Origin of the sequence: Breoghania sp. JC706 (assembly GCF_037026715.1) — a bacterium.
In the GTDB taxonomy this organism is placed as follows: Bacteria; Pseudomonadota; Alphaproteobacteria; order Rhizobiales; family Stappiaceae; genus Breoghania.
This window is the reverse complement of record NZ_JBANCG010000010.1, coordinates 26,232-51,366: the sequence shown is the minus strand read 5'-3', so window position 1 is coordinate 51,366 and position 25,135 is coordinate 26,232. Positions and strand designations below refer to the sequence as shown.

At 67.2% G+C, this 25,135-nt stretch carries 23 protein-coding genes; 8 read left to right on the top strand and 15 right to left on the bottom strand.

Annotation, left to right across the window (positions count from 1 at the left end; genetic code table 11):
- The first annotated feature begins 16 nt into the window (after positions 1-16).
- The 6 genes from ytfQ (at position 17) to V2L18_RS19580 (ending at position 6,426) form a co-directional block, all read left to right on the top strand.
- Positions 17-979 (top strand): galactofuranose ABC transporter, galactofuranose-binding protein YtfQ, encoded by a 963-nt coding sequence (ytfQ, locus tag V2L18_RS19605; RefSeq protein WP_336180015.1) that lies wholly within the window; start codon positions 17-19, stop codon positions 977-979.
- A gap of 76 nt (positions 980-1,055) precedes the next feature.
- Positions 1,056-2,582 carry a sugar ABC transporter ATP-binding protein gene (locus V2L18_RS19600; RefSeq protein ID WP_336180014.1) on the top strand — a complete coding sequence of 509 codons (1,527 nt, stop codon included), beginning with the start codon at positions 1,056-1,058 and terminating at the stop codon, positions 2,580-2,582.
- Positions 2,579-3,604 carry an ABC transporter permease gene (locus V2L18_RS19595; RefSeq protein WP_336180013.1) on the top strand — a complete coding sequence of 342 codons (1,026 nt, stop codon included), beginning with the start codon at positions 2,579-2,581 and terminating at the stop codon, positions 3,602-3,604. Before V2L18_RS19600 ends, V2L18_RS19595 begins: the two co-directional genes overlap by 4 nt.
- Positions 3,601-4,596 (top strand): galactofuranose ABC transporter, permease protein YjfF, encoded by a 996-nt coding sequence (gene yjfF, locus V2L18_RS19590; protein WP_336180012.1) that lies wholly within the window; start codon positions 3,601-3,603, stop codon positions 4,594-4,596. The genes V2L18_RS19595 and yjfF overlap by 4 nt, the downstream gene beginning before the upstream one ends.
- A complete protein-coding gene (locus V2L18_RS19585; RefSeq protein ID WP_336180011.1) occupies positions 4,593-5,438 on the top strand; it encodes an SMP-30/gluconolactonase/LRE family protein in 846 nt (281 codons plus the stop codon). Before yjfF ends, V2L18_RS19585 begins: the two co-directional genes overlap by 4 nt.
- Positions 5,439-5,448: 10 nt before the next feature.
- Positions 5,449-6,426 carry an aldose epimerase family protein gene (locus V2L18_RS19580; protein ID WP_336180010.1) on the top strand — a complete coding sequence of 326 codons (978 nt, stop codon included), beginning with the start codon at positions 5,449-5,451 and terminating at the stop codon, positions 6,424-6,426.
- An 83-nt stretch (positions 6,427-6,509) separates the two neighbouring features.
- Here the strand turns inward: V2L18_RS19580 and V2L18_RS19575 are convergent, their stop codons facing one another.
- From V2L18_RS19575 to V2L18_RS19555, 5 genes are all read right to left on the bottom strand, one after another.
- Positions 6,510-7,457, bottom strand: a complete 948-nt coding sequence (locus tag V2L18_RS19575; RefSeq protein ID WP_336180009.1) for a DMT family transporter — start codon at positions 7,455-7,457, stop codon at positions 6,510-6,512.
- Positions 7,454-8,419, bottom strand: a complete 966-nt coding sequence (locus V2L18_RS19570) for a succinylglutamate desuccinylase/aspartoacylase family protein (protein ID WP_336180008.1) — start codon at positions 8,417-8,419, stop codon at positions 7,454-7,456. The genes V2L18_RS19575 and V2L18_RS19570 overlap by 4 nt, the downstream gene beginning before the upstream one ends.
- Before the next feature lie 55 nt (positions 8,420-8,474).
- Complete coding sequence (locus V2L18_RS19565) at positions 8,475-9,536, bottom strand: alanine racemase (protein WP_336180007.1); 1,062 nt, start codon at positions 9,534-9,536, stop codon at positions 8,475-8,477.
- 74 nt (positions 9,537-9,610) lie between these two features.
- A complete protein-coding gene (locus V2L18_RS19560; RefSeq protein ID WP_336180006.1) occupies positions 9,611-10,681 on the bottom strand; it encodes a fatty acid desaturase in 1,071 nt (356 codons plus the stop codon).
- A 72-nt stretch (positions 10,682-10,753) separates the two neighbouring features.
- Complete coding sequence (locus V2L18_RS19555) at positions 10,754-11,902, bottom strand: hypothetical protein (RefSeq protein ID WP_336180005.1); 1,149 nt, start codon at positions 11,900-11,902, stop codon at positions 10,754-10,756.
- A gap of 346 nt (positions 11,903-12,248) precedes the next feature.
- Here V2L18_RS19555 and V2L18_RS19550 point away from each other — a divergent pair, with 346 nt between their 5' ends.
- Entirely contained in the window at positions 12,249-13,493 is a 1,245-nt protein-coding gene (locus V2L18_RS19550) for an amidohydrolase family protein (RefSeq protein ID WP_336180004.1), read from the top strand.
- Between the two features lie 39 nt (positions 13,494-13,532).
- A complete protein-coding gene (locus V2L18_RS19545; protein ID WP_336180003.1) occupies positions 13,533-14,882 on the top strand; it encodes an MFS transporter in 1,350 nt (449 codons plus the stop codon).
- Here V2L18_RS19545 and V2L18_RS19540 read toward each other — a convergent pair.
- The 10 genes from V2L18_RS19540 to V2L18_RS19495 form a co-directional block, all read right to left on the bottom strand.
- Positions 14,848-15,093 (bottom strand): hypothetical protein, encoded by a 246-nt coding sequence (locus V2L18_RS19540; protein ID WP_336180002.1) that lies wholly within the window; start codon positions 15,091-15,093, stop codon positions 14,848-14,850. The two genes, V2L18_RS19545 and V2L18_RS19540, sit on opposite strands and share 35 nt — an antisense overlap.
- Before the next feature lie 80 nt (positions 15,094-15,173).
- Positions 15,174-16,412, bottom strand: a complete 1,239-nt coding sequence (locus tag V2L18_RS19535; RefSeq protein ID WP_336180001.1) for an MFS transporter — start codon at positions 16,410-16,412, stop codon at positions 15,174-15,176.
- A gap of 436 nt (positions 16,413-16,848) precedes the next feature.
- The gene (locus tag V2L18_RS19530; protein WP_336180000.1) at positions 16,849-18,018 is read right to left on the bottom strand and encodes an LLM class flavin-dependent oxidoreductase; all 1,170 of its coding nucleotides are present in this window, start codon (positions 18,016-18,018) and stop codon (positions 16,849-16,851) included.
- A gap of 86 nt (positions 18,019-18,104) precedes the next feature.
- Positions 18,105-18,941 (bottom strand): hypothetical protein, encoded by an 837-nt coding sequence (locus tag V2L18_RS19525; RefSeq protein ID WP_336179999.1) that lies wholly within the window; start codon positions 18,939-18,941, stop codon positions 18,105-18,107.
- Entirely contained in the window at positions 18,938-19,951 is a 1,014-nt protein-coding gene (locus V2L18_RS19520) for a nitronate monooxygenase (protein WP_336179998.1), read from the bottom strand. Before V2L18_RS19520 ends, V2L18_RS19525 begins: the two co-directional genes overlap by 4 nt.
- Positions 19,952-19,973: 22 nt before the next feature.
- Positions 19,974-20,681, bottom strand: coding sequence for an RraA family protein (locus V2L18_RS19515; protein ID WP_336179997.1), 708 nt, complete (start codon positions 20,679-20,681; stop codon positions 19,974-19,976).
- Positions 20,678-21,940, bottom strand: coding sequence for an isocitrate/isopropylmalate family dehydrogenase (locus V2L18_RS19510; RefSeq protein WP_336179996.1), 1,263 nt, complete (start codon positions 21,938-21,940; stop codon positions 20,678-20,680). The genes V2L18_RS19515 and V2L18_RS19510 overlap by 4 nt, the downstream gene beginning before the upstream one ends.
- A 39-nt stretch (positions 21,941-21,979) precedes the next feature.
- A complete protein-coding gene (locus V2L18_RS19505; protein WP_336179995.1) occupies positions 21,980-23,074 on the bottom strand; it encodes a hypothetical protein in 1,095 nt (364 codons plus the stop codon).
- A gap of 67 nt (positions 23,075-23,141) precedes the next feature.
- Positions 23,142-23,879, bottom strand: coding sequence for a flavin reductase family protein (locus V2L18_RS19500; RefSeq protein WP_336179994.1), 738 nt, complete (start codon positions 23,877-23,879; stop codon positions 23,142-23,144).
- Between the two features lie 295 nt (positions 23,880-24,174).
- Complete coding sequence (locus V2L18_RS19495) at positions 24,175-25,110, bottom strand: LysR family transcriptional regulator (RefSeq protein WP_336179993.1); 936 nt, start codon at positions 25,108-25,110, stop codon at positions 24,175-24,177.
- Between the last annotated feature and the right edge of the window lie 25 nt (positions 25,111-25,135).

The following is a 25,135-nucleotide window of genomic DNA, read 5'->3' as shown; positions in this document are numbered from 1 at the left end:
AGAGGGAGGAGACGACATGAGGAATTTTCTGACAGCGGTCGCGCTGGCGGCCTTCGGCGCATCGGCTGCACTCAGCCAGACCGCGCTCGCCCAGACCGTGGGCTTTTCGCAGATCGGATCGGAATCCGGCTGGCGCGCGGCGGAGACGACGCTGACCAAGCAGCAGGCCGAAGAGCGCGGCATCACCCTGAAATTCTCCGACGCCCAGCAGAAGCAGGAAAACCAGATCGCCGCCATCCGTTCCTTCATCGCCCAGGGCGTGGACGCGATCCTTTTGGCGCCCGTGGTGGCGACCGGCTGGGACAGCGTGCTGAAGGAAGCCAAGGATGCGGAAATTCCCGTCGTCCTGCTCGACCGGCAGGTGGACAGCGACAAGTCGCTTTATCTGACGGCCGTCGGCTCCGATCTGGTGCACGAGGGCGAAGTCGCCGGCCAATGGCTGGTCGATCACGTCGCGGGCAAGGAATGTCGCGTCGTGGAGCTGCAGGGCACCACCGGGTCCTCGCCGGCGATCGACCGCAAGACCGGCTTCGAGAAGGCCATCGCCGGTCATGACAACGTCAAGATCGTGCGCTCGCAGACGGGCGACTTCACCCGCGCGCAGGGCAAGGAGGTGATGGAATCCTTCCTGCAGGCCGAAGGCGGGGGGCAGAACATCTGCGCGCTCTACGCCCATAACGACGACATGGCCGTCGGCGCGATCCAGGCCATCAAGGAAGCCGGGCTGAAGCCGGGCGAGGATATTCTGGTCGTCTCCATCGACGGCGTGCCGGACATCTTCAAGGCGATTGCCGCCGGCGAGGCGAATGCGACGGTGGAACTGACGCCGAACATGGCCGGGCCCGCCTTCGATGCGCTCAAGGCCTACATGGACGACGGCACGGTGCCGCCGAAGTTCATCCAGACGGATTCGAAGCTCTACACCAAGGCCGACGATCCGGAAGGCGAGTACGAGCGCCGCAAGAACCTCGGCTACTGACACGGACGCGACCGGCGCGGCGGCCTGCCATCGCCGCGCCGGCGAGCCAGTTCCAGACGAAGCGGACCGTTCCGAGATGCTGCTCACCATTCGCTCGCTCACCAAGACCTTTCCCGGCACGACGGCGCTCGACGCGGTCGATTTCGACCTCGCGGCCGGCGAGATCCACGCGCTTCTGGGAGAGAACGGCGCGGGCAAGTCCACGCTCATCAAGTGCCTGACCGGCGCCTACAGCCGCGACGGCGGCGAAATCTCGCTCGAAGGGCGCACGATCTCGCCGCGTTCGACCTCCAAGGCGCAGGAACTGGGCATCGGCACGGTCTATCAGGAGGTCAATCTGCTGGCGAACCTGACGGTCGCGCAGAACCTGACCTTCGGCCGGGAGCCGACGCGCTTCGGCATGGTCGATGCCCGGGCCCAGAAGCGCCAGGCCGAGGCGATGCTGGAGGGCTACGGGCTCGATATCGACGTATCGCGCAACCTCGCCGCCTATTCCGTGGCGGTGCGCCAGATCATCGCCATCGCCCGCGCGGTCGCGCTTTCGGGCAAGGTCCTGATCCTCGACGAGCCGACCGCCAGTCTCGACGCGCGCGAGGTGGAGACACTGTTCGACGTGGTGCGCGGACTGAGGGATCGGGGGCTCGGCATCATCTTCGTTTCCCACTTTCTCGATCAGGTCTTCGCGCTGACGGACCGGGTCACGGTGCTGCGCAACGGCCGCAGGGTGGCGAGCGAGCGCACCGCCGATCTTAACCGCGTCCGGCTGATCGAGCACATGCTGGGCCATGCGCTGGAAGACGAGGTCATCGCGCACGGCAAGACGCATGAGGCGGCGGCGCAAAGGCCGGAGCTGCTGCGGTTCGAGAATTTCGGCCGGCGCGGGCATATCGAGCCCTTTAACCTTGCCGTCGGGCGCGGCGAGGTGCTCGGTCTCGCCGGCCTTCTGGGCTCGGGACGCACCGAAAGCGCGGAGCTTCTGTTCGGCGTGGTGGAGGCCCACAGCGGCGCGGCGCGCGACGGGAACGGGACCTTCGATCTTTCCTCCCCGCGCGCGGCCGTCGCCGCCGGCTTCGGCTACGCGCCGGAAGAGCGGAAAGCGGACGGCATCGTCGCCGATCTCTCGGTGCGCGAGAACATCGCCCTTGCGCTTCAGGCGCACCGGGGCTGGTTCCGCCGCCTGTCCAGCGCGGAGCAGACCCGGCTGGCGAACGACTATATCGCCCGCCTCGACATCCGCACCTTTGGACCGGAGCAGCCGGTCGGCGAATTGTCCGGCGGCAACCAGCAGAAGGTCGTGCTGGCGCGCTGGCTCGCCATGAACCCGCGCTTTCTCATTCTCGACGAGCCGACGCGCGGCATCGACGTGGGCGCGCATGCGGAAATCCTGCGGCTGATCCAGAAGGTGACGGCCGAGGGCATGTCAATCCTCATCATCTCCTCCGAACTCGACGAACTCATCGCCGTGGCGGACCGCGTCATCGTCGTGCGCGACCGCCGGCACGTGGCGGAGCTGACCGGACGGGAGATCACCTCCGACACCATCGTACGCGCCATCGCCACCCCGGATGCGGGCCGGCGCGAGAGCGGGGAGGAAGCCGCGTGACCGTCTTGCGCCGTATCGCGCCCCAGCTCGTGACGCTTGCCGCTCTCGTGGCCCTGGTGACGCTGTTCTTTCCCGATTTCCTGAGGGTCGATGTCGTCGACGGTCGCTTCGTCGGCCCCTTGATGGACATTGCCAAGCGCGGCGCGCAGGTGGGGCTTCTGACGGTCGGCATGACGCTTGTGGTCGCCACGCGGGGCATCGATCTTTCCGTCGGCACGGTCATGGCGATTTCCGGCGCCGTCGCCGCGTGGGCGATCACCCACGACGTGCCGCTCGCCGGTGCGCTGGCGCTGGCGCTCATGGCGGGGGCGGCGGCGGGCCTGTGGAACGGCTGCCTCGTCGCGCTCATCGGCATCCAGCCGATCGTCGCCACGCTGATCCTGATGACCTCGGGACGCGGCATCGCGCAGCTGATCACCGAGGGGCGCATTCTCACCTTCTCCAACGAGGGACTGGCCTTCCTCGGCTCCGGCGATCTTCTCGGCATTCCGGTTCCGGCGCTGATCTGGCTGGCGGCTGCGCTCGCCATCGCGGTCCTGATGCGGCGCACGGCGCTGGGGCTGCTGGTCGAGGCGGTCGGCGTGAACCGGTCGGCCTCCGCACTTGCCGGCGTCAACGCCGCCGTGCTGCTGGTCGCGGTCTACGTCGCCTCGGGCCTGTGCGCGGGGCTGGCGGGGATCATCTCGGCCGCCGACATCCGCGGGGCGGACGCCAACAATGCCGGGCTGTGGCTGGAGCTGGATGCGATCCTCGCCGTGGTGATCGGCGGCAATTCGCTGCTGGGCGGGCGGTTTTCCATCGCCGCCTCGCTCATCGGCGCGCTGATCATCCAGACCATCGACACCGGCATCCTGCTGGCGGGCTTTCCCTCCGAATACAACCTCGTCATCAAGGCCGCGCTGGTGCTCGTCATCCTCGTGCTGCAGAGCCCGAACCTCGCCCATCAATGGCGCACGGTCGGTCGCACGGCCCGCCGCCGGCGCGAGGCCGTTCCCCTGTCCGCGAAGGCACAAGGCCAATGAACCCGCGCCTCTATCCGCTCGCCGCGACCATCGCCATCTTCGCGCTCGCCTGGGCGATCTGCGTGATGCAGTTCCCCGCCATGTTGTCCACGCGGGTGGTGGGCAACCTTTTGACCGACAACGCCTATCTCGGCATCGTCGCGGTCGGGATGACCATCGTCATCCTCTCCGGCGGGATCGATCTCTCCGTCGGCTCGGTCATCGCGTTTTCCGGCGTCTTCATCGCGGTGATGCTGCGCGACACGAACCTCCATCCGCTCGTCGTCTTCGTGCTGCTGCTCGTCGTCACCACCGCCTTCGGCGCTGCCATGGGCGGGCTCATCCATGTGCTCGCCATGCCGCCCTTCATCGTGACGCTCGCCGGCATGTTCCTCATGCGCGGCATGGCCTACATGCTGACGATCGATTCCGTTCCGATCAATCATCCCTTCTACGACCTTCTCGACGGCGCCTACTGGCTGATGCCCGGCAAGGGGCGGCTGACGCTGATCGGCGCGTCGATGCTGGTCGCGGTCGCGGTCGGGATGGTCGTGGCGCACCGCACACGCTTCGGCGCCGCCGTCTTCGCGCTCGGCGGCGGCGAGGCGACGGCGCGGCTGATGGGCGTGCGCGTCGGGCGCACGACGGTTGCGATCTACGCCTTTTCCGGGTTCATGGCCGGGCTCTCGGGCATCGTCTTTTCCATCTACACCAAGTCCGGCTATCCGCTGGCGACCGTGGGCACGGAACTCACCGCCATCGCCGCCGTCGTCATCGGCGGAACGCTGCTGACCGGCGGCGCGGGCTTCGTCTTCGGCACGCTGGTGGGCGTCATGACCATGGGGCTGATCCAGACCTACATCGTCTTCGACGGCACGCTGTCGAGCTGGTGGACCAAGATCATCATCGGCCTTCTGCTGCTGGCCTTCATCCTGCTCCAGAAGAGCCTTCTGCGTCTGTCCGCCCTCGGCGGATCGCGCGCGACGAGACCCCGGCAGGAGGCCGCCGCATGAGCGAGATTTTCGACGATCGCGCCTGCGAACTGGGCGAGGGCGCGTTCTGGCACCCGGAGCGGCGGCAGTTCTTCTGGTTCGACATTCTCGGCAAAAAGCTGCTGTCGCGCACCGATGCCGGCCCGTTGAGCTGGAACATCGGCGAACACGCCTCCGCCGCCGGGTGGATCGACCGCGATACGCTTCTCATCGCGAGCGAGACAGGGCTCTACCGCTTCGACATCGCGACCGGCGAACGCAGGCTTGTCGCCGCGCTGGAGGCGGACCGTCCCGAAACCCGCTCCAACGACGGTCGGGCCGACCCGATGGGCGGCTTCTGGATCGGCACGATGGGAAAGCGCGCGGAAAGCGAGGCCGGCGCCATCTACCGTTTTCATGGGGGCGAGCTCCGCCTGCTCTACGACAGGATCTCGATCCCGAACGCCATCTGTTTCGCCCCCGGCGGGCGCCGCGCCTATTTCGCGGACACCTCGCGCCGGAAAATCTGGACCGTGGCGCTCGATACAGCGGGCTGGCCGTGCGAGGGCGCGGACGTCTTCCTTGATCTCGAAGCCGAGGGCCTGAACCCGGACGGCGCCGTCATCGACGCGGAAGGCGCGCTGTGGAACGCGCAGTGGGGTGCCTCCCGCGTGGCGCGCTATCTTGCCGACGGCCGGCTTGAGCGCACGCTTCCCCTGCCCGCACGACAGCCCTCGTGTCCCTGTTTCGCCGGCGCGGCGCTCGATGCGCTCTATGTCACGACGGCACGGGAGGGGCTGACGCACCCGACGCGGGAAGACGGCCTCACCTTCGCCCTCGCCCCCGGCGTGAGGGGGCTGGCGGAACCGCCAGTACGGCTATGAAGGTGCGGCCATGAGGGAACGAGATGTCTTCGGCGTCCTTCCCGACGCGCGCGAGGTCGAGCGCGTGCGGCTTTCCGCCGGACGGCTCGAAGCCTCGCTTCTGACATGGGGGGCGACCGTGCAGGATCTGAGGCTCGACGGCCGGTCCGTGGTGATCGGCGCCGACCGGCTGGAGGACTATCTCGGGGATCTTCTCTATACGGGCGCGCTGGTCGGCCGCTTCGCCAACCGGATCGGCGGGGCGCGGTTTGCGCTTGATGGCGAGACCTTTCACACCGATGCGAATTTCCGCGCCCGCCACACGCTCCACGGCGGCAGCGGCGGCACCGGCGAACAGCTGTGGCGGCTGGAGGGTGCGACGGAGACCCGCGCGCGCCTCGCGCTCGATCTGCCCGACGGGCACATGGGATTTCCCGGCGCATTGACGGTTGCCGCCACAGTCTCGCTGGAGCCGCCGGCGACGCTGCGCATCGCGATCGAGGCCCGCACGACCCGGGCCACGCCCTGCAGCTTCGCCCATCACGGCTATTTCGTGCTGGATGGCAGCGGCGACATCGAGCGCCACCGGCTGCGCGTGGCGGCAAGCCGGTATCTGCCCGTGGACGGCGACCTGATCCCGACGGGAGAGATCGCCGGCGTCGCGGGCACCGCCTTCGATTTCCGCACGCCGCGCGCGATCGGCGGCGCCGGCTACGACCACAATTTCTGCCTCGATGGCGCCGACGGCCGGCTGCGCGATGTCGCGTGGCTGGAAAGCCCGGAAAGCGGTCTCTCGCTCACCGTCTCGACCACGGAACCGGGTTTGCAGATCTATGACGGCGCCCATCTGGAAGGCGCGCTCGGATATGGCGGGACGCGGCTGAAGGCGCGCGCGGGACTGGCGATGGAAACCCAGGCCTGGCCCGACAGCCCGAACCGGGCAGATTTCCCGCCCTGCATCCTGCGCCCGGGGGCCGTCTACAGGAGCGAGACGGCCTACCGGTTCTGATGGCGCATGCCCGTTTCATCCAGGGGCCGCACCCTTGCGCATGTTCCTGTCGATCAGACGATTCCGTCTGAAGGACAAGCGCTCTAGGCGGTCGTTTTCGCCGCGCCGAGGCGCCGGCCCCAGCCGACGGTGACGCCCAGTTCCGCGATCATGATGATCGCCACGCCCAGCCCCTGAACGAGCGTGATGGAGTGGCCGTAGACGAGATAGTCCGAAACGAGCGCGGTGATCGGATTGAGGAAGGCGCAGATGGCGATGGTCGCCGTCGGCACCTTCGGGTAGGTCGCATACAGAAGCGTGTAGACGACGCCCGTCTGGACGATGCCGAGGCTGACGAGGCACGACCAACCGACGGCGGTGACCTCCCCCCACTGGAAGCCCGCCAGCACCGGCGAGAACACCACCATGCCGATGACGCAATGGACGATGGCCAGGAACGACGGGTCGACATTGGTTATGCGTCGGGCCGTCAGCGTGGAGCCGGCATAGAGAACGGAGGCCAGCAGCGCGAAGAAGATGCCTGCGGCGAGCCCCCAGTCGGCCGAGATCGCCCCGATCTTCGGGCCGACGACGAGGATCAGTCCGACGAAGGCCACGCCGGTCCACAGAAGCTTCGCCTTCGACAGCCGCTCGCCGAGGAACGCGGCGCCGATGATGATGATCCAGAACGGTTGCAGGTGATAGATGACGAAGGACAGGCCGACCTGGATGAGGCGGACGGACTGGAACAGCGCGGCCCAGTTGACGACCAGGAACAGGCCGCTGATCACGACGATCGCGACATTGCCCCTGTTGATCGACGCGATATCGAATTTCCTGCGCAGAATGCACCACAGCGACAGCGCCATGGCGCCGAACAGGCATCTGAAGAAGACCGCCGATACCGAGGAAAGCCCGGAGGCGACCACCACCACGCCGACGGTTCCCGACAGCGCCATGGCGAAGGCGAGCAGCGCCGTCGCCGTGACCTGATCGCCCTCATGCGCGGTCTCGTCCGGCGCGCGCGAACCCTTGCCCGCCGCCCCGCTCATTTGTCGCCGATCCAGCACAGGATCTCTTCCGCGTTCACCGGCATGCCGACCAGCTGGTAGAGCAGCGCGCCGGACTGCGGCGCGTGGATCGCTGTCTTCTCGTAGCCGAAATAGTCGCGTATCCGCCCCACCACCGCGCCTTCCTCCAAAATCGCGCCGACCTCGTTTTCCGGATACCACAAGCCATCCTGCGTGGCGATGATGGCCGCGGGCGCCTCGATCAGCGTGTCGTCGCCTGCGCCGGCGGTCGCCTCCTCGTCGTCGGACAGGCGGATCGCGCCGGTAAAGGCCAGCGCCCGGAGCAGGCCGGAATGGAGGATCCCGACGACATCGGCGCCGCGCGACAGGGCACCGCCGGCCTCCAGGATGACGCCGGGCACGCCCACCGCCGCCGCACCGTGAAGGCTCATTCCGCCCGGGCCGAGGCCGATGGAGAATTCCAGCCGCGCGGCGCGGGCAAGCGCCCTGGTGCGTGGATCGTCGCGCAGGAATATGGCGAACGGGCGCACGTATTCGCTGAGATCGCCGGAATGCAGATCGATGAGGAAATCGCAGTGCCGGAAGATGCCGTATGTCAGCCAGTGGGTGAGCCTGTAGCTCTGCGAGCCGTCGGCTCGGCCGGGAAAGGCGCGGTTGGGATTGATGCCGTCCGTCGGGTTGACGTAGGCCGCGCGGCCGATAAACGCCGGGATATTGACCAGCGGCAGCACGATGATGCGGCCGCTGACTTCGGCCGGGTCCAGCGCGAGGAGCCGCTGTGCCACCTCCAGCGCGCAATATTCCGAACCGTGGACGCCGGCCGACACGCAGACCGTGGGGCCTGGCCGCGCCCCGTCGAGGACGACGACGGGCAGGCTTATCCCATCGATTTCGGGGGAATGAAAGTCCCGCCGGGACGGCGTTCGCGGCCGCGTTTCCCGCATCAGGTTCTCAAGGTCTATCGTGGGATACGTCTGGTTCATCGATGCGTCCGGTTCCTCGGGTCTCTCGCTTGCGTCAGGGCCATTGCGGTGCCGGCTACTGATATTTCTTTTCCAGATACGGGGAGATGAACCCCTGCAGCATCGCGCGGTACTTGGGGATGAAGTCGATCGTGTCGCCGACGTCGTAAGGCTGGTTGGAGTCCGTTACGTCGACGATGGTGTAGTCGGAATTGGCCGTGATGATCTCGATGCCCGGATCGCTGGGCACGAGGGCCTTGGGGTCGGTATCGGAGACCCCGAAATCGAGGATCGCGCGCCGACGGAAGCCGCGGTCGCAGGGCCTGTTGACGGCGCCCAGCGCGTCCGCCCCGCCCGGCTCGGCCGGTGCGGAGGGTTTCAGCGCCTGTTCCAGGATGGTGGAGCGGAAGACCAGCGTGTCGGTGCAGAGGCCCGGCGCGGCCGTATCCACCACCGGCAGCGTTCCCAGAAGGATGCTCTGCCCGATCCGGATCTGGGTCGGCCAGTCGCGCAGATGATGGTGATCCAGCCAGTCGAGGATGGAGGACCCGCCGAGCGAGACGTAAGGGCGCGCACCGAGGATCGCGGCGAGTTCGCCCGCCAGCGAGTAGATCGTCTCCAGGTTCGCCGCCGAGGGCTCCACGCCGTTGGCGCAGGCGTAGTTCGTGCCGATGCCGCGGATCGAGACATGCGCGAAACCGCGCCCGGCGAGGGCGCGCACGAAGGCCGCCGCATCGGCCGGCAGGATGCCTTCGCGCAGGTCGCCGACATCGATCATCAGGACGATGCCGTGATGCGTGCCGGCGTCGGCCGCCGCGCGGTCGAGCGCGGCGATGGTCTCCAGGTTGCTGTTGAGGCTGACCTCGGCGATACGGACCGTCCGCGCAGCGTCCGCCGGGCGGGGAATGCTGGTCATCATGATCGGGCTCTGGACCTGATCGCGGAACTTCTCGGCGAGCGGCAGCTTCGACATGCCGAGATAGGACGGGCGGCGCCGGTCGAACAGATGCATCAGTTCCGATGAATCGTGGAACGATTTGACCACGGAGACGAAGTCGATCTTCCTCTCCTGCGCCCGAGCGAAAATAGCGTCGAGGTTCTGCTGGATCTTCGACACGTTGACGAGAAATGTAGGCATCGCGAAAACCTCGACACTGGCTACAACACTGGCCACAACACTGGCTACAACACTTGGCGGAATACGGGCGTGGCTTAGGCGGCTTCGGCGTGGGCGACGCGAAGGCCGCCGTTGCCGACCATCCGGTGCCGGAGCTCATCGAGAGCCGATGGCCTGCCGCCGCTGCCGAAGAAGAGGCCGCGGCTGCCGTGGTTGGCGTATTCCGGGCAATCTCGCTTCATCACCGCATCGATGGCCGGAAGATAGTTCCACCGCGCGGAGGGAAACAGCGAGTGGGCGAGGTGATAGGAATCGCCGTAGGGAAAGACGTTGCTTCTGACGAGGGCGCCGATAGGACCGGGAAAGTCGGTGGGCCGGCCGAGCCTCAGTTCCCGCTCGTGATAGGGAATGCCGTCCTCGCAGGCCGCGTACCAGCGGTGCAGAGCGATGTGGGCGATCCAGTAGGCGAGCGGGTAGGTGACGAGAACCGGCACGACATAGAGGAACAAAAGCTCCCAGTAATAGCCGAAGGCGACGAAAAGCCCGACGACGACGGCGACGCTCAAGAGTCGCAGCGCCAGATTGACGTTCCACATGTCCGCCGTCAGATAGCCCCAGCATTCCTTGAGCCGTTCCAGGATGCCGACGGGCGTGAGCGGCCGGAAGACCCCCAGCCAGAAACGCAGCGGCGTGATGCCGGGGGCAAAGCCCCTCTCCTCCATCTCGATCCTGTCGGGATCGTCGTCCATGTTGACCGAATGGTGGTGCTCGACGACGTGGACCTGATGCCGGCGGCGGATCTCCGGCATGAAGGCGGGGAACTGGTAGAGAAGGTTCGTCAGGATCTCGTTGAAGCGCCGGGCCGGGCCGAGCGAGCCGTGCGCGGCGTGGTGACCGATTTCCTGAAGGCTACGGAAGCGCCCGGTGACAAAGAGCACCGCGGCGATCTTCACCGCGAGATAGTCCGTGTGGTGAAACGCCAGGATGGCGGCGATGATGAACAGGTACGTCCAGACATAGGCGAGCGGGCCGAGGACGATGTCGAGCGGCTTGTAGCTCATGCCCCGGAACTGCTTGCGGTAGTGGCGCACGATGTCCGCGCCCGGCGGCGGGGCCGTCACCTCAGCAAGGTCGACCCGATGATAAAGCGTATCTGCGATAAGCATAATTGAAGCGGCAATAAAACAATAAAGAGCGTAAGTCATAATAATATCCTTTAGATAAAGCAGTATTTAAATTTATTTGATTTTATTGATAGAAGAATGAAATATATTCCGGGCATTTTGCCAGGGGGAATCGAGCTCAGAGCCCGATATGTAGTTATCAAGCAGAGGAAAAAGCTGCTTGCTCACCTGCTCGCTGCTCTCGCGGGGCGTGAGCGCAGGCAGGTGGTCCACCGACAGGATGTCGCAAATGCGGCCATCGCCCCGGTCCCTTGCGAGAAAGGGCGCGTCCAGCGTCGACAGGCCGTCGCGCAGCAGGACCGGATTGTTGTCGTTGGTCTCGCAGCCGATGTCGGCGATGACGGACAGCCTCGCGTCCCGTGGGCACCTCGACGGCGACAGGATCTTCGGCGTGGTCTCGTCCACCGCCATGCAATTGATCAGGAGATCGAAGGCGAACAGGTCCTCGTCGCCGATATCCGCATTCAGGTTCGCGTGGCGGATCGGCGTCCACGTCAGGCCGAGCGCCGAGAGAAGCTCCCGCGCCCCTGCCCCGCAGGCCCCCGACGGGCCGATCAGGCCGATGTCGAGCGGCCGGGTCTGTGCAATCTCCACCGCCGCGCGCTCCCTGAGCGCCGCGGTGCAGGTGGGGATGTCGTAGGGCGGGGCGTCGTCTCCGTTTCCGGCGTCTCGCACCCTGAGGCAGGCGCGCGCGATCCCGATCGCCGCTCCGACGTAACCGGCCACGGTGCTGAAGGCGGTGATCTTCGCGCCGCTTTCGTCGGCCAGGAATTCCATGTCGTAATGAATGCCGCCGCCCGCCCGCAGGGCGTTCAGCATCGCGGTGGCCGTTGGCTTTTCGCTCAGGACGCGGTTGCGGGTATACTGATGGCCGAAGAAAAGGTGCTCGCCGAACAGCGGCTGTACGTTCAGCGCGGGGATCTTGATGCCGACCGTCAACGTGTCGCCGGCCGGCGACCGCCAGCTCTCGCCGGGCTCCACGATGCAGCCCGCGTTCGCGTAGTCCTCGTCGGAAAAGATCCGGGACCGAGAGGACGAAACCTTCACCCGGCAGCCCCGTTCGACAAGTCGTCCCGCATCTTCGGGCGTTATCGGAGCGCGTCGTTCGTTCGGATTGGACTCGCCGCGAATAAATATCGTTTTCAATGATATGCCGTCCCCGGCGGAAAAATCACCAAGTCTTGAAAGGTTGACGATAAGCATATTTTCTGAGACGATGCAAACGCGTATTTATATTTCACAAGTCTAATAACTCTACGGAAGTTTAGCCGGCGCGCGGACCCCGGACCGATTGGGGGCGGGGCGGGGCGTTGCGGTTTCTCGGCCGGGTTTCTCGGCCGGGTCTCTCGATCGGGTCTCTCGGGTCCCGTTTCATGTTCGGGCGTACTGCCCGCGCGCCAATTCCTGCGTCCTCTGGCGCGTTTCGTTCATTTTCGTTTTTCCGACGACCGTTCGCCTTGCCACTTGCGCGGTTGGTCACCGCTCCCGGTTGCAGCGTCTGAACGGTCTCTTTTCGAGCTTTTTTCACCGATTGCTTTTGAGGTGTTTCTTGTCTTCGCGATTGCTTGTGCTCAGGGCCGATCAGCTGATCGACGGCAAGGGCGGTGCGCCGGTGCGTGCCGGCGAGATTGTCATCGATGGCGATCGCATCCTCCATGCGGGCGCCTCGAACGGTGCGGCGTTGCCCGAGGGCGCCCGGCTCCTCGAATTTTCCGGCGCGACGATCCTGCCCGGCCTGATCGACACCCATGTCCACCTGAACCTGCCGGGAGACGGGACCCTGCTGGAGGATGCCGTTCGCGAGCCGGAAGGCGTGCTGGTCGCAACGTCCGCATTCAACGCGGCGCGCGCGTTGGCTGCCGGCATCACCACCGTTCGCGATGTGGGCGGTATGGGCAATTCCGTCGCCCATCTGCGCCGGGCGCTTCAACTCGGCCACGGCCGGGGCGCGCATGTGCTGTGCTGCGGCCAGCCGATCACCATCACCGGCGGGCACACCTGGTATTTCGGCGGAGAGGCCGACGGCGAGGAGCGTCTGCGCCGCAAGGTGCGCGACCTGATCAAGCACGGCGCCGATTTCATCAAGGTCATGGCGAGCGGCGGCGGCACGGTGAACACGATGCCGTGGCTGCCCGCCTTTTCGCGGGGCGAGCTGGGGGCGATCGCCGACGAGGCCCATCGCCAGGGGCGAAAGGTGGCGGCGCATTGCCTGTGCGCGGCGGCAACGCGCGACGCGATCGCCGTCGGCGTCGACCAGATCGAACATGCCGGCTTCATCTGCGACGCGGCGGGCAACCAGCGGTTCGAGGCCGATGTCGCGGAGGACCTCGCGCGCTCTGAAATCCCGGTGACGGGCACGCTTGCCGTGGGCGGCGCCGTCATCGCGCGGCTGCGGGCCCTTGAGGCGCGCAGCGCGGCGCAGGAGGCGCTGCTGGAGCGCTGGCAGACGATGCTGGAGGAGAACCTCGACCAGTTCGGCAGGCTGCGTGCGGCCGGCGTGCGCTTCGTCGCCGGTACGGATGCCGGCTGGCGCTATACCCGCGTCGACGACCTGCCGATGGAGCTGTCGCTGATGAACCGGGGGGGCCTCTCGCCGATGGAGGCGATCGTGGCGGCGACGGGCAGGGCCGCGGCGGTCATCGGCATCGGTGGCGACCGCGGCACGCTGGAAGCGGGCAAGCGGGCGGATGCGGTGGTCGTCGGCGGCAATCCGTTGGACGATCTCGCCGTTCTGTCCGCGCCGCGCATGGTCGTTCAGGACGGCATCGCGATGACGCCTGCCGTCTTTCATTGACCACTGGACATTGACCATCAGGACAATCGGGGGCTTGCGATGACCGACGACGCCGACACCATTGCCGAGACGCTGGCCCGCGGACGGGACGCGACCGTTGACGGCGCGCGCACGGGAGCGACCGCGAGCGCCGCCCGCCCGCGCGGGGCGATCCTCGGCGGGTCGATCGGGCATTTCATCGAGTGGTACGACTGGGCGATCTACGGCCTGCTCGCCGGTGTCTTCAGCCAGCAGATGTTTCCCGCCCACGACAGGCTGACCTCGCTGATCGCCACCTACTCCGCCTTCGCCATCGGCTTTGCCGGGCGTCCGATCGGGGCCTTCGTGCTGTCGCCGATGGCGGACAAGTACGGCCGGCGCACGATGCTTTCGGCGACCATCATCATGACGTGCATCGGCAGCCTGATCATCGCGCTCTGTCCGGACTACGCGACCATCGGCATCGCCGCACCCATCGTGATCGTTGCGGCCCGGCTGCTGCAGGGCTTCTCCGCCGGCGGCGAGTTCCAGATCGCGGTGACCTTCCTCAACGAGCACGCGCCCGCGCGCAACCGTGCGCTGGCGGCCTCGCCGCAGATGGTCGCGATCGGCCTTGCCATTCTGGTCGGCGCAGGCGTAGCGAGCCTCGTAAGCTCCGTCTTTCCCGCGGACCTGCTGGAGAGTTGGGGGTGGCGGCTTCCGTTCCTCGCGGGCGGGGCCTTCGCGCTCTACGGTCTCTACCTGCGCCGCAACGTGCCGGAGACGGAGGCCTTCCGGAAAGCCGCGGTGAAAACCGCGAGGCTGCGCGACATCGTCGCCTCGCTGGCGCGTTACCCGCGCGAGGCCGTCATCGTGTTCGTCATTCAGATGAACAGCGTTCAGTACTACATCTGGCTGATCTTCCTGCCGACCTACGCCCATCTCGCGGGCGGGCTCGACCGGGCGGATGGATATGCCGGCAACATCGTCGCGCTGATCGTCTATTGCGTCGCGGTTCCGCTTTTCGCCTACCTGTCGGACAGGATCGGCCGCCGGCCGTTCCTGATCGCCTCGGCCCTTTGCTTCCTGGTCTTCAGCTATCCGTTGCTGAGCCTTCTGACGGGCGCTCCGGATTTTGCGACCTATGTCTTCGTCGCCGTCGTCGGCGCGCTGTTCATTTCGCTCAACAACGCGGTGCTCGGCACCACCTTTTCCGAACTCTTCCCGACCGAGGTGCGGGCATCCGGCATCGGCATTCCTTACGCGATCTGCGCCGCGCTCTTCGGCGGCACCGCCCCGCTGGTGGCGACCTGGCTGCAGGGCCTGGGCGGCGCGGCGTTCATCAGCGCCTATATCGCGGCGATCTGCGCGATCTCGCTGCTGGTGCACCTATTCCTCACCCCGGAAACGCGCGGGAAAAGCCTGGTCTGAAGCGATGCGGCCAGGCTCCGGATCGCGCGGGATCGGCAGGGTGTCGGTTTCCGGTCGCCGGCGCGGCCAGACGTTGGTCTATCTTGAGCTTCACTGCCTGGAGTTCGGACAGCAGAAGCCGCAGGAACGTCTGCACGAGCCCGGGTTGCGAGGCGCCCTTGGCGGAGACGATGGTGATGACGAAAGGCAGGGCGTGCGCGAAGCGTCGCATCACCAGGTCGTTGTGCAGCGACTCCAGCGCGAAGCCGGTAGTGCGGCGAAAATTCGACCCCGCCGCGACGACGGCTCCGCCTATTCGGCCGATTGCGGGGCCGCGGCGGGCGCGGCGTCAACGGCGCCGCCCATCTTGGATGCTGCGGGATCAGATGCTGCGGGAAAGCCGTGCGTGCGCGCCCGCATCACGCAGACGAGCGCCAGCACGAGCAGGATGCACAGCACCCACGGCAGGGAGGCGGCACCCGTCGCTTCCAGCAGGAGCCCGCCGACGATGCCGCCGCCCGCGATCGCGGTGTTCCACACCGTGACCAGCATCGACTGGGCCACGTCCGCGGCGTCCTTCGCCGCATTGGCGCAGGCCGTCTGGAACAATGTCGCCGCGCCGCCAAAGGCGAGCCCCCACAGGCCCATCGAGACGAAGACGATGGACCCGTTGCCGCCGGCAAGGCCGAGCGCGCCGCCGGCGACGATGAACAGCACCACGCTGCCCAGCGTGAGCAGGCGCAGGTGCCGGTCGATCATCGCGCCCACGAGATAGATGCTGACGATCGAGAAGACGCCGAACACCAGCAGGACGACGTCTATGCGCCCCTCCAGCCCCGACAGCGTCGCGAAGGGGGCGATGTAGGTGTAGAGCACGTTGTGGGCGAGAACGAATGTCAGCACCACGAAGAGAACGCTGCGCACGCCCGGAATGGCGAGAACCCGACCGAGGCCCAGCTCCCTGCCCTCCTCCTGGCCGGGAAAGTCGGGGACCCGCGCCAGGATCCAGACGATCAGCAGCACCGAGATGGCGCTCATGATGGCGAAGGTGGAGCGCCAGCCGAAGGCGATGCCCAGGAAGGTGCCGGCGGGCACGCCCAGCGACAGCGCGACCGGGGTTCCCGCCATGGCGATGGCGATGGCGCGCCCGCGCAGGTTTCGCGGGGCCATCCGGCTGGCATAGACCGCCAGCAGCGCCCACAGCAGGCCCGCCGACATGCCCGCCACGAAGCGCGCGACGAGGATCACGGCATAATCGCTGGAAACCGCCGTCACCGTGTTGGCGAGCGCGAAGCCGCCGACGGCCGACAGCAGCAGCGGCCTGCGCCGCCAGCGCTGCGTGGCCAGCGTGATGGGAATGGCCGCCGCGATCGAGCCGACGGCGTAGACGGTCACCAATTGCCCGACCATGCCCTCGGAGATGGCGAGCCCGTCCGACATCTGCCGCAGCAGGCCCGCCGGCAGAACCTCCGTGAGGATGGTTATGAACCCGGAAAGGGCGAGGGCGATGAGGCCGACGACCGGCAACGGACGCGTTTCGGACTGCGACATGAACTTTCTCCCAGGGCTTCAAGACGGGCTTCAAGACGGGGCGTTGCGGGGAGGTCTCGCCGGCGATCCTTGACGAGCGGCCGGCGGCCCGTGCTCCACCCGACGATCCTAGACACGCGCCATTGCGGGAAAAACGGATGGCTTTTCCGTTTTTTCCGGACATATGGGTCCGCAATCGGCGCCGCGTCGTTTCACGGGCTGATGGAAATTGGAGGATGCCGAGCGCAAGCCGCTTGCTCCCCTCTCAGCCCGCTCCGTCGTCATTGCCCGGCGCCGTCCGGGCAATCCATTACCGGCCGCGGCGTGCGCGGAAAGGACAATGGATCACCCGGACTGCGCCGGGTGATGACGGTGGAGGGATCGGTCTCCGGGTTTCCGCATTTTCGCAAATCGAGTTGATGACGCGCATCGCGTTTGGGACAACTGCCCGCACAGGCTAGGCGTAGACTTCCTCCGCCACGCCCAGCCGCCGGCCGCCGCCGAACGGTGCGCGCAGCCCCGACGTTTCCATCAGCGGCAGCACGTCGGCGACGAAATCGGCGATGCCGGACTTGTAGTCGAGCCAGGTCAGGCAGACGCCGTCGAGCCCGAGGTCCGAATATCTGTTCAGCTCTTGCGCGATCATGTCCGGCGTGCCGACCAGCGGCAGGCCCGCGAACCCGGCCTTGAAATGAAAGCGCGATCTCAGCGCGTCCTCGGTGGAGGCGAACATCCCGCTCTGGATGCCGATCTCCCTCGTCACGTTATCGCAGGCGATGTCGTTGCCCATGCGGTTGACGTAATAGTCGAGATAGTCCTCCGCCTCGGCGAGCGTGTCCTTCTGCACCACGTAGGCGTAGCACCAGACCTGGATGTCGCGTCCGTATTCGGCGGCGAGATCGCGGTAGGAGCGGATCTGCGCCCTGACCGCCTCCGGGCCGTCCATGTATTTCAGGATCAGGAAGGCCGCATCGCAGTTCGCCGCGCAAAAGCGCTTGCCGCGCGGTGAGCCGCCCGCATTCATCAGGAACGGCCGGTTCAGCGGCTTGGGCTGGGCGAAGACGTCCGTGGCATTGAAGAATTTGCCATCCACGGTGAACGTCTCCTTCTCGCTCCACGCCTTGCGCACGATGTCCAGCCACTCGTCGGCATAGTCGTAGCGGGTGTCGTGTTCCATCATCGAGCCGGAGAACATGCGCATCTCCGCTTCGAACCAGCCGCAGATCAGGTTCAGGCCGAAGCGGCCGTTGGAGATGTGATCGATGGTGACCGCCTGCTTGGCCGCGAAGACGGGATTGACGGTGGGCAGATGCGAGGTGGTGAAGAGCGCGATCTGATCGGTCACGGACGCGAGACCGGCGGCCCAGGTGTAGGTTTCGAAGCTCTCGCCCATGGGGTTTGAAAGCCCGCCGTAGCCGCGCCAGCGCCCGACGGGAAGCAGCATCTCGAAGCCCGCACGATCCGCGGCCCTGGCGACCTCCAGACTGCCCGCCCAGTCGGCAGCGCGGTGGCGCTCGGGCGCGTTGGTCAGCGTGCAGCCGCCATCGATGTTCAAGGCGAAGACGCCGAGCTTCATCCTGTTCGCGCTGGTGCGCACGGGGTTGGGTTTCACGTCGATGGTCGTCATGGAAATCTCCTTTCCTGGAAACGGGTTGGCTCAGAAAACCGTCTTTTGCCGCCCTGGCGGCGATGGAAACATGTCGGCGGGGCTGCCTACCGATCGGCGAGAAACGCCCGGACCCGCCGTCTCACCGCATCGCCGCGATCGCTCAGCGGACGCATTCCCGCGCCCGGTACGACAAAGGCGTGTTGCCGGACGGGATCGGCAACACGGACATTGCGCAGGGCGACCATGCGCGACGCGTCGCCGACGACATGCAGCAGCCGGCCGGCATAGGCCTCCATGCCAGGGGACACGTCGACCTCGCACAGTGCCGAGAAGCCGAGCGCCAGCCGGGCGGCCGCGACCGGGTCCTGCGAGCCGGCGTCCTCGGGCGCGGCATCCGTTGCGCCCTCTTCCGTATCGTTACGGCCGACGAGTTCGCCCAGCCGCCGCAGGCACGCTCCCGCCGAGACTTCGCGCGCGAGCCCCGCAAGCTCGCGCAGCGCCGCCGAAAGCGCGTCGTCCACCACAGTCGGCGAGGAGACGAAGAGCGCGCGGGCCGTTTCCGCGAAAGGAGGCGCGGCGATCAGGCCTTGCGCCACGGTTCCCCCGAGCGCCGCGCCGCCGATCAGATCCACCGGCATGCCCTCCCCCAGCCGGGCGCGCCAGGCCGACACGAGGTCGGCGAAGGTCATGCCCGGTTCGACGAGGGCCAGCGTGTCGTGGATCGTCGTCGTGTAGCCCGCGTTTGCCAGCTCCGGCAGCAACGGGGCGAAGTAGGCGCCCTCGTCCCATGCCGGCAGGATCGGAGAGAGGAGGACCGCCCGCTTGCGGCCGCCCGGAAAGGTCGTGTACGCGATGCGTGCGCGCGGGCCGCCTTGAAAGCCGCGGGGCGGGATCGCCCGCGCCCGAAGGCTGCCGGCATCGTGTTCTGCGAGCGCGCTCATGCCGCGCTCTCCCGCTGCCGTGCGTCATGCGATTGCGGGGCGAGGAGCCTTTCGAAGCCGGAAATCGTGTCGAGCGCGTCCGCGACGAGTTCCTCGACGATGCGCCGGGCGGGGCGGATATCGCGAACGATGTCGAGGACCTCGCCCGCCCACATGGCGCGGAAGTCGAGATCGTCGGCCGCCAGCGCCTCCGCGTAGTGCGCGCGCACATTGGCGGGTGCGCCGGCCAGTTCCCCTTCCCGCTCCGCCCAGCGGCGCGAGAAGCCGTTGGCGATCGCGCGGCCGGAATAGGGCTCCGGCCACGCGATCCCGCGAACGATGTCGAATGCGCGGGTGCGTACGGTTTCCGCAGCACCCGCGGCAACGAGCCGCTGCTTGTGCCTGCCGCTCGCAAGCGACTCGTCGCAGGCGACGAACCGGGTGCCGAGCATCGCGGCATCGGCGCCCAGCGCCAGCGCCGCCGCCACCCCCCGCCCGTCACCGATGCCGCCGGCCGCAATCAGCGGCATGTCTTCGCCCACAAGATCGCGTACGGCCGGCAGAAGCGGGAATGTCGAGCGCTGGCGGCTGTGCCCGCCGGCCTCCGCCCCCTGCACGATCAGCGCGTCGGCGCCGAGGTCCGCCGCCGCGCGCGCCTGGTCGAGTTCATGCACCTGAACGATCGCCTTCGCGCCGGCGGCGTGGATGCGCGGCAGGAACGGCGCCGGATCGCCGAACGACAGGGCGATGACGTCGGGCGCATGGGAGAGCGCCAGGTCGAGCAGGTCCATCCGCTCCGCCACGGTGAACATGACGAGGCCGATCCCCCACGGCGCGCCGGGCGCGCCGAGTTTCGCCAGTTCGCTCTCCATCCATGCCCGCTCGCCGTAGCTCGCCCCCACAAGGCCCAGCCCTCCGGCGCGCGAGACGCTCGCCGCGAGGGTGCCGCCAGATATTCCGCCCATCGGGGCGAGGACGATCGGATGATCGATGTTCAGAAGATCGGTGATGCGCGTTTTGAAGCGTCTCATGGCAATGTCCTCGACAATACGTTCAGTTCTGCGAAGCGGAAGGGACGATCCAGGGCTGGTCGTAGCGATTGAGCTTGCGCGCCTGCGCCAGGGAAACGCCGGAGCGGATGGCCGCAAGGATCCGGTTCTCGGTCGCCTCCACGGCTGCCGCACGGCGCAGGACCTCCCGGGCCTGGCCGCGCGGGACGACGACGCAGCCGTTGGCGTCGCCCACCACGAGATCGCCGGGTGCGACGATGGTCCCGTCGATGGCGACCGGCACCTGTGTCGCGCGCAGCTGCACGCGGTTCTTGCCCGAACGCATGAAGACGGCCCGGCTGAACAGCGGATAGCCCAGGGCGCGGACGGTCTCGATATCGCGCGCGGCGCCGTCGATGACGGTGCCGGCGATCCCTTTCAGGGCGGCCATCTGGGTGAGGATGTCGCCCCAGGTCGTGCAATCGGTGCGGCCGGGATTGGAGGAAACGATGACCGCGCCCGCCGGCACGTCGTCGATGTAGTCGGCCGCGTTGCGGAACCCGCCGCCGCCCGCCTCCGTCTCCACCGGCTCGTAAAGCACGGTGTAGGCATAACCGGCGCAGCGCGCGCCCCCGGTTTGCGGCCGGATCCCGGCAAGGCCCGCCGGCAGGCCGAGGCTGTCGAGGGCATCCGACAGGGAGGCGGTATCCAGGGCCTTTGCGGCGGCGAGCAGCGGATCGTGCTCGGGATTCGACAGCGTGGCGGGGGTCATGACGGCACCCGCGCCCGGGCGGGCGCCCGTGTTTCTGTTCGCTCGCCGGCGAAGGCGTCCCGCCTTTGCGCCACGTGCGCGATGATCGCGTCGGCCACCTGCGATGTCGTCGCGTCGCCGCCCTGGTCGTAGGTGCGCAATCGCGAGCGGGCGACCTTCATGACCGCATCGCGGATGCCCGCCGCCGCGCTTGCGTGACCGGTATGATCCAGAAGCAATGCGATCGTCAGGAACATCGCGCCGGGGTTGGCCCGGTTGTGTCCGGCATGCGCCGGCGCACTGCCGTGGACCGGCTCGAAATAGGCGCCGTCACGGCCGATATTCGCGCTCGGCGCAAAGCCGAGCCCGCCCATGATCCCGGCGCCGAGGTCGGAGAGGATATCGCCGAACATGTTCTCCGCGACGATGACGCCGAACCGCTCGGGCCTGCGCACCATCCACAGGGCGATGGCGTCGATGTTCTCGATCGTCCATTCGATGTCGGGATAGTCCCGCGCGACGCCCTCCATCACCTCGCGCGCGAATGCCCCGCTGCGGCGAAGGACGTTGGGCTTGTCGGCCCAGGTCACCTTGCCGAGAGATTCTGGGCCGAAGGCGTTGTGGCGGGCATGGTCGAAGGCGAAGCGCAGGATGCGCTCGAGTCCCGCCCGCGTCTGCAGCCGCACGGCCATCGTCGCGTCTTGCCGATCGACGGTTCCCCACGGGGCGCCGGCCGCCTCGCGCGCCCGCAGCAGCGGTTCGAACTCGGCCGGGATGGCGCCGAAATCGAGCCCGGCATAGAGCCCTTCGGTGTTCTCGCGAATGACGGTGAAGGCGAAGCGTCCGCCCTCGTGGATGTCCGTCACGGGCCGGACGTTGGCGAACAGGTTGAGCCGTTGGCGAAGCTGAATGACCGGCGAGACGAAGGGGCGGTCGTGTCCGCGCAGATGGGCTGGCAAGGCGGCCTCGGCCTCCTTCAGCGGCTTGCTGGTGATCGCGCCAAGCAGGGTCACGTCGGTGGCCGCGATTTTCGCCCAGGTCTCCGGCGGCACCGTATCGCCCTCGGCCACCCAGCATTTCCAGCCGATCTCGCCATAGGAGAGATCCACCGGAACGCCGGCGGCCTCGAAGACCGGCGTGGCCGCGGCCGTCACCTCCGAGCCGATCCCGTCTCCCGGCAGAACGCAGATGCGCAGCGGCCGGTTGCCGGTCGTCTCGCCCGGGCGTTGTTCCGGGTGTGGTTCCGGGCGTTGTCGCGCCAGATCATGGATGTTGGTCATCGACTGTTCTCCTGTGTCCGGCATGTGCCGGATCCGGTCTCATGCGGGGGCGGCGGCGCTTTCGGACCGCGCGGGAGATGCGGAAACCGCCGGACGCGGGGCGACGAGGCCGACCCCGTCGCGGCGCTCGCTGTCGCGTTGTTCGTGAAGCTCTTTCAGCGCCTCGAATCGAACTTCGGGCCGGGCTTCGGGCCGCGCGCGCCGGGCAGGCTGGCTCGCCGCGACCTTGGCCACCGCGTCGATGGAGAGGTTGTAGGCGCCCGTCATCACGTCGATGAGCGGGTGCGGCTTGGCGTTTTCGGGAACCTCGCGCGCGGCGAAACTGGAGAGTTCGAGCGCCTTCACCAGGTCGTAGGTATGGTTGCGGCCGATCCGGTCGAGATAGGCGATGAACATCGCCAGATGGAGATTGCCCGCCCCCTTGCCCATGCCGTTGATGGCGGTGTCGATGTATTCCGCCCCGGCGGCGCTCGCCGCGATCGCGTTCGAGAGCGCCAGCGAGAGGTTGTTGTGGGCGTGAAACCCGAGCGGGACGGCAACCGACAGGGCGAGGTCGCCGATCAGGCGCTCCACGTCGGCCGGGATCATCGCGCCGTTGGAATCGGCGATGCAGATGAGGTCGGCGCCCGCCTCCTCCGCCAGAACCGCCATGCGGATGATGGTCGATCGCGGCAGTTCGGTCGCCCGGGTCACGTTCGCGCTGACCGCCATGCCGGCGGCCCTGGCGTCCGCGATCGTCGCAAGGCCCGCGTCAAGCTGGTCGGGCCGCAGGCAGACGCGGATCACGTCGATGCCCTGGGCGGCGAGCGCGAACAGGTCCTGGCGCGTCACGTTGAGCGGGTGCACCATGACGCAGAGTTTCGTCGCCGCTCCGCCTTTTGGCGCGGCTCCGGGTCTGGCCGAAGCGCCAGCGGCGCAAAGCAGTGCCGCAATATAGCCGTCGTCGACCCGGCTCGTCAGCCCGTGCTCGGGCCGGCGGACGAACGAGCCGTTGCAATAGCCGATTTCCACGAAATCGACGCCCGTCGCCGCAAGGCCTTGGACGATCCTGACCGCGCACTCCTTGGAGAAATCGAAATTGTTCCGATAACCGCCGTCGCGCAGCGTCACGTCGAGAATCCGCAATGGTTTCATCGTACAAACTCCCATCGATGCCGCGACATGGTCGCGGGCTGAAGCGTCTGGCTGTGGTGATGGCCGCTCACGGCCCCGCGTGGGAGGCGGAAACGGAGGACGCCTCCGCCTCCGCGCGCCGCGTGCGGTCCTGCCGATGTTCGGGCCGATGTTCGGGCCGATGTTCGGGCCGGTGCTCGGGCCGGTGCTCGGGGGCACGGTCGGCGGCCTGCACGCACCGTACGTAGCGCCCGTCGAGATAGACCAGGGGATCGTTTCCGGCGGCTGCGATGCGTGTCGCAAGCACGTCGCCCACGAAAATCGAATGCGTCGCGTAGGTGAAATGCGCCGCCAGCCGGCAGTCGAAGGCGGCAAGCGCCCCCTTGAGCATCGGGGCCCCATTCCCGTCGATCTGCCAGCGCGGATCCCAGCGCGGATCGTCGAACCGCTGCTCGCGGAAACTCTCGTCGGCGAACCGTTGCGCCAGCCAGGCATCCTCGTGCAGGAGGACGTTCACCGCGAACCGTTGCGCCGCGGCGAAACTGTCGTGGCTGCGCGAGGTGTGGCCGACGCAGACGATGAGCGAGGGCGGTTCGAGAGACAGCGAACTGACGGACGTCGCAATCAGTCCCGTCGGGCGGGCCGCGCCCGACGGCGCGGCGCTGTCAGCAGGATGACCGGGAGCCGGACGACCGGGCGCGCTGGCGAGGTCCCATGTGGTGACGATCGACACGCCGGCCGCGAGGCGTCTCATCCCGCGCTTGAATGCGTCGGCGTCATGGCCGAACGCGCCGGGTTCGTTTCGGGATTTGGCGGGAGTGGTCATGATGCACCTCCCCGCCGCGGGATTTCTGCCTGAGAAGAACTAAGCTCAATGGTGTGGCCGACAAAGGCCGGATCAAATGATGCAGTCATAGAGAACCCCTTTGAAATGACAGGTTCTCCTCCCTCCGGATCGCGGCGTTATATATCTGCCGCGTTGCAGCAAAAGCATGGTATCCGACGTATCTCGGAAATAAAACTGCCCCTACGTCCACTATGCGCGGACACGGAAGTCCCGAAAAAGTTGGGCGGGCGCACTGAATACATGCATGTACGTCGGACGTCCTTTTATATATTTATCAATAGGCGGAACCGGAGAGGACGGTCGCCGGGCTTTGCGCGGCGATTGCGACCTCTGCGAACAGGTTTTCCGCCACGAGGAAATCGATGAACGCCCTGACGCGCGGCGAGGCGTGCCGGCTGGAGGGCCAGAGCACGCGAAACACGCCTTCGTGGTGGACGTGGGGCCGCAGGACCTGCCGCATTCGCCCCTGCGCGATCGCGTCCCGGACCGCGAAATCGGGAAGGCAGGCGATGCCGCGCCCTTCCAGCGCCAGGTCCATCAGCGCCTCGATGTTGTTGCACACGATCGTCGTGGGCAAGGTGAGACCCGCATCGACGCCGGTCAGCGGCCAGTCCTCCATCTTGCCCGAATGCAGGTAGCGGTGGCGCAACAGGGAGTGGTTCGCCAGATCGCAGGGGCCGGCGGGCTCGCCGCGGGCCGCGAGGTAGCCGGCGGAGGCGACCAGCATCATCGTGTAGCTGCCGAGACGGCGCGAGGTGAGCAGCGAATCCTGCAGGTCCCCCGTGCGGATCGCCACGTCGAAGCCCTCGTTGACGATGTCCACCAGCCGATCGGTGAAATCGAGTTCGAGCTCGACGTTCGGGTGCGCCTCGCTAAAGCGGCCGAGGGAGGGAAGAAGCAGCTTGTGAACAAGGGGCATCGTGATCTTGAGAACCCCCTTCGGCTCCGTCGACCGGCTCGCCAATTCCGTTTCGATCGCCTCCAGCTCACAGAAGATCCGCCGGCATCGCTCCAGCAGCAGGCGGCCCTCGTCGGTCAGGCTGAGGCTGCGGGTGGTGCGCCGGAACAGCGAGACGCCGAGATTTTCCTCCAGCCGGCCGATGCCCTTGCCGACCGCGGAGGGCGAAATCCCGAGCTGGCGCCCCGCGGCCACGAAACTGCCCGACTCCACAACCTGAATGAATAATGCAAAACGCGACAGACTTTCCACGGCAATATCTCCCTCTTCACCTCCC